Source organism: Cellulomonas olei (assembly GCF_039548315.1).
Classification (GTDB): domain Bacteria; phylum Actinomycetota; class Actinomycetes; order Actinomycetales; family Cellulomonadaceae; genus Cellulomonas.
Map to the genome: position 1 here is coordinate 1 of NZ_JBCLVN010000063.1, position 3,056 is coordinate 3,056.

Genomic DNA, 3,056 nt, shown 5'->3' on the forward strand with positions numbered 1-3,056 from the left:
CTCGGCCCTGGACGTCTCCGTGCAGGCCACGGTGCTGGAGCTGTTCCGGTCGATCCAGCAGCGGCTGCGGTTCGCGTGCCTGTTCATCAGCCACGACCTGGCCGTCGTGGACGAGCTCGCCGACCGCGTCGCCGTCATGCACCGCGGCCGGCTCGTGGAGGTCGGCGAGCGCAGCACGGTGCTCGGTGCGCCGCAGGACGACTACACGCGCAGGCTGCTCGCGGCGGCCCCGGTGCCCGACCCGGCCGCGCAGGCGGAGCGGCGGGCGGCACGGCTCGCGGGCTGACGCACGCGGGCCGCGCGGGCCCCGCTCCCGGGACCGAGGGCCCGCGTCCGCGCCCGGGCGACGTGATCCCGACCACCTGGGAACGGTTTCACCCGTCCGTGGGCGCACTGGGGTGCCTGACTTCGCAGGAACCTGTGCGACCGTCCGATGGACACATCACCACCGGGACGCCCAGGCGGCCCGGCGACCACGGCGCGGATCTCCCCCGCACCGTCACGGACCGCCCGCGGTCCACCGCACGGAGGTAGTACCCGCATGACCCTCGTCCTCGAGAACCCCGGGGCGCTCGACCCCGCCGGCCGGCCCGCGCCCTGCGTCGCGCGCCCGCACGCCAACCTCGTGCACCGCGACGGCGCCTGCCGCTGCTTCACCGGTGGCCCCGCCCCCGAGCACGCCACCCGCCCCGAGGACGCCCTGCTGGCCCTCGCGCACCACGGCGCCGCCTGACCCGCCGCGCGGCCCGGCGAGCGGGCGACCCATCCGCGGGCGGCTCGGCTCCGAACCCTCCTCGACAGCACCCGCGACCGAGGAGTCACCATGCGACGCACCCGCAGCACCTACGCCGTCTCCGTCCTGTCCGCCGGACTCGCGCTGAGCCTCACGCTCGCCGCGTGCAGCGACGGGGGCGAGAGCGACACCGGGTCGATGCCCGCCGCCTCGTCCAGCACCGACGGGATGGACCACGACGGCATGTCCGGGACGGACGGCATGGACGAGGTGATGCCCGTCAGCACGGGTGACCCGTTCGCCGACGCCCGCACCGCCGCGGCGCACATGCCCGAGACGGGCCTCACCCTCGCGACCGGCCTCGCCGCCGCGACCGGCACCGCCGGCGAGGTCGACTCCGAGGCCGCCGCCCTGCGCGCGGGCCTCACGGCGATGCTCCAGGAGCACGTCTACCTGACCGGCATCGGCGTCGCGACCGCCTACACCGCCGGCGCCGACTCCGACGAGTTCGCCGCCGCGAAGACCGCGCTCGACGGCAACACCCAGGACCTGGCGGACGCGATCGGCTCGCTCGCCAGCGAGGAGCAGGGCGACACGTTCCAGCAGCTCTGGGAGACCCACATCGGGTACTTCGTCGACTACGCGGTGGCCGTGCAGGGCGGCGACCAGGCCGCTGCCGACGCCGCGCGCGCAGAGCTCGACGGGTACACCACCGAGGCCGGCGCGTTCTTCGAGCAGATCAGCGCCGGCAACCTGCCGGCCGACGCGGTCGCGGAGTCGCTCGCGATGCACGTCACGACGCTGACCGCCGCGATCGACGCGATGGCCGCCGGTGACCCGGGCGCGTCCGACGCGCTGCGCGCGGCCGCCCAGCACGTCGGCGAGGGTGCCGCGACCATCGCGACCGGCCTCGCCGCCGGCGCCGGCCTGCCCGGGGACGCCATAGACGACGCCTCGACGCTGCGCTCGACCCTGACGGCGCTGCTGCAGGAGCACGTCTACCTCGCGTCGTTCGCGGTCTTCACCGCCTACACCGCGGAGGGCGGCGTGGAGTCCGACGCGTTCACCAGCGCGGCGGCGACCCTCGACGCCAACTCGGTCGCGCTGTCGGACGCCGTCGCGTCCCTCGCGGGCGACGAGAAGGGCGCGGAGTTCCTGGACCTGTGGCGCGAGCACATCGGGTTCTTCGTCGACTACGCGGTCGCCGACGCGACCGGTGACGAGGACGGCCGCCAGCAGGCCCTCGCCGACCTCGACGGCTACCGCCCGCAGGCCGGGGCGTTCTTCGAGGAGGTCAGCGGCGGCGAGCTGCCCGCCGACGACGTGGCAGCCGGTCTCGGCATGCACGTGTCGACGCTCGCCGGGGCGATCGACTCCCTCGCCGCGGCCCTCGTCGCCTGACGCGCCCGGGCGTCCCGAGAACCGTGCCGCCGGTCCCGATCCCCGCCGGGGCCGGCGGCACGCCCACCGGGCCGCACCCACGCGCGTACGGCACACTGGCGCGCGTGCCCAGCCCCGACTCCCGCGCCACCGCGCGCGCAGCCGCCGACCAGGCGCTCGCGCGCGTGGCCGAGGGCGACCTCGACGCGTTCGCGTCGCTCTACGACATGCTGTCCCCCGCCGTGCACGGCACGGCGCTCGCCGTGCTCCGGGACCCGGACCACGCGGCCGAGGTCACCCAGGAGGTCATGGTGGAGATCTGGCGCACCGCCGCCCGGTGGGACGCCCGCCGAGGGTCGGCGCGCGCCTGGGCGACCACGATGGCGCACCGACGGTCGGTGGACCGCGTGCGGTCCGTCCAGGCGCAGCGCGACCGCGACCAGGCCGCCCTCGACGCCGACCGGCCCACCGCGTTCGACGTCGTCGCCGAGCAGGCCGAGGAGCGCCTCGAGGCGCAGCGCGTCCGGCACTGCCTCGGCGGCCTGACCGACACGCAGCGCGAGGCCGTCGTCCTGGCGTACTACGACGGCCGCACGTACCGCGAGGTCGCCGAGCACCTGGACGCCCCGCTGCCCACCGTGAAGTCCCGGATCCGCGACGGACTCGTGCGGCTGCGCGACTGCCTGGGGGTGGCCGCATGAGCACGCCTCCGCCGCGGCCCGGCGACCGCCGCCCCGACGACGCCGCCTCCCGCGAGCTGCTCGGCGCCTGGGCGCTGGACGCCGTCACCGACGCGGAGCGGGCCGCCGTCGAGGACCTCATGGCCCGCGACCCCGACGCCGCCCGCGAGGGCCGCTCGCTCCGGGAGACCGCGGCCCGCCTCGGCGGCGCGGTCGCGACGCCGCCGCCCGACGCGGTCCGGGCCGCGACCCTCGCGCGCGCG

The 3,056-nt window shown here is 76.9% G+C and carries 3 protein-coding genes and 2 pseudogenes; all 5 read left to right on the plus strand.

The genetic code is table 11. The annotated features are described in order from the left end of the window. Positions 1-286 (plus strand): annotated as a pseudogene (locus AAHH18_RS15995) (glutathione ABC transporter ATP-binding protein); the annotation flags it as partial. Positions 287-541: 255 nt separating this feature from the next. Further along, positions 542-733, plus strand: a complete 192-nt coding sequence (locus AAHH18_RS16000) for a hypothetical protein (protein WP_283319301.1) — start codon at positions 542-544, stop codon at positions 731-733. A gap of 90 nt (positions 734-823) precedes the next feature. Beyond that, a complete protein-coding gene (locus AAHH18_RS16005) occupies positions 824-2,134 on the plus strand; it encodes a hypothetical protein (RefSeq protein WP_343302299.1) in 1,311 nt (436 codons plus the stop codon). Positions 2,135-2,238: 104 nt separating this feature from the next. Next, complete coding sequence (gene sigK, locus AAHH18_RS16010; RefSeq protein WP_283319299.1) at positions 2,239-2,814, plus strand: ECF RNA polymerase sigma factor SigK; 576 nt, start codon at positions 2,239-2,241, stop codon at positions 2,812-2,814. Next, a pseudogene (locus AAHH18_RS16015) lies at positions 2,811-3,056 on the plus strand (hypothetical protein); the annotation flags it as partial. The gene sigK and the pseudogene AAHH18_RS16015, both read left to right, overlap by 4 nt.

Bases quoted from the DNA above. Each gene is read 5' to 3' on its own strand.
- AAHH18_RS16005 (WP_343302299.1), top strand. From the start codon at position 824: ATGCGACGCACCCGCAGCACCTACGCCGTCTCCGTCCTGTCCGCCGGA.
- AAHH18_RS16000 (WP_283319301.1), top strand. From the start codon at position 542: ATGACCCTCGTCCTCGAGAACCCCGGGGCGCTCGACCCCGCCGGCCGG.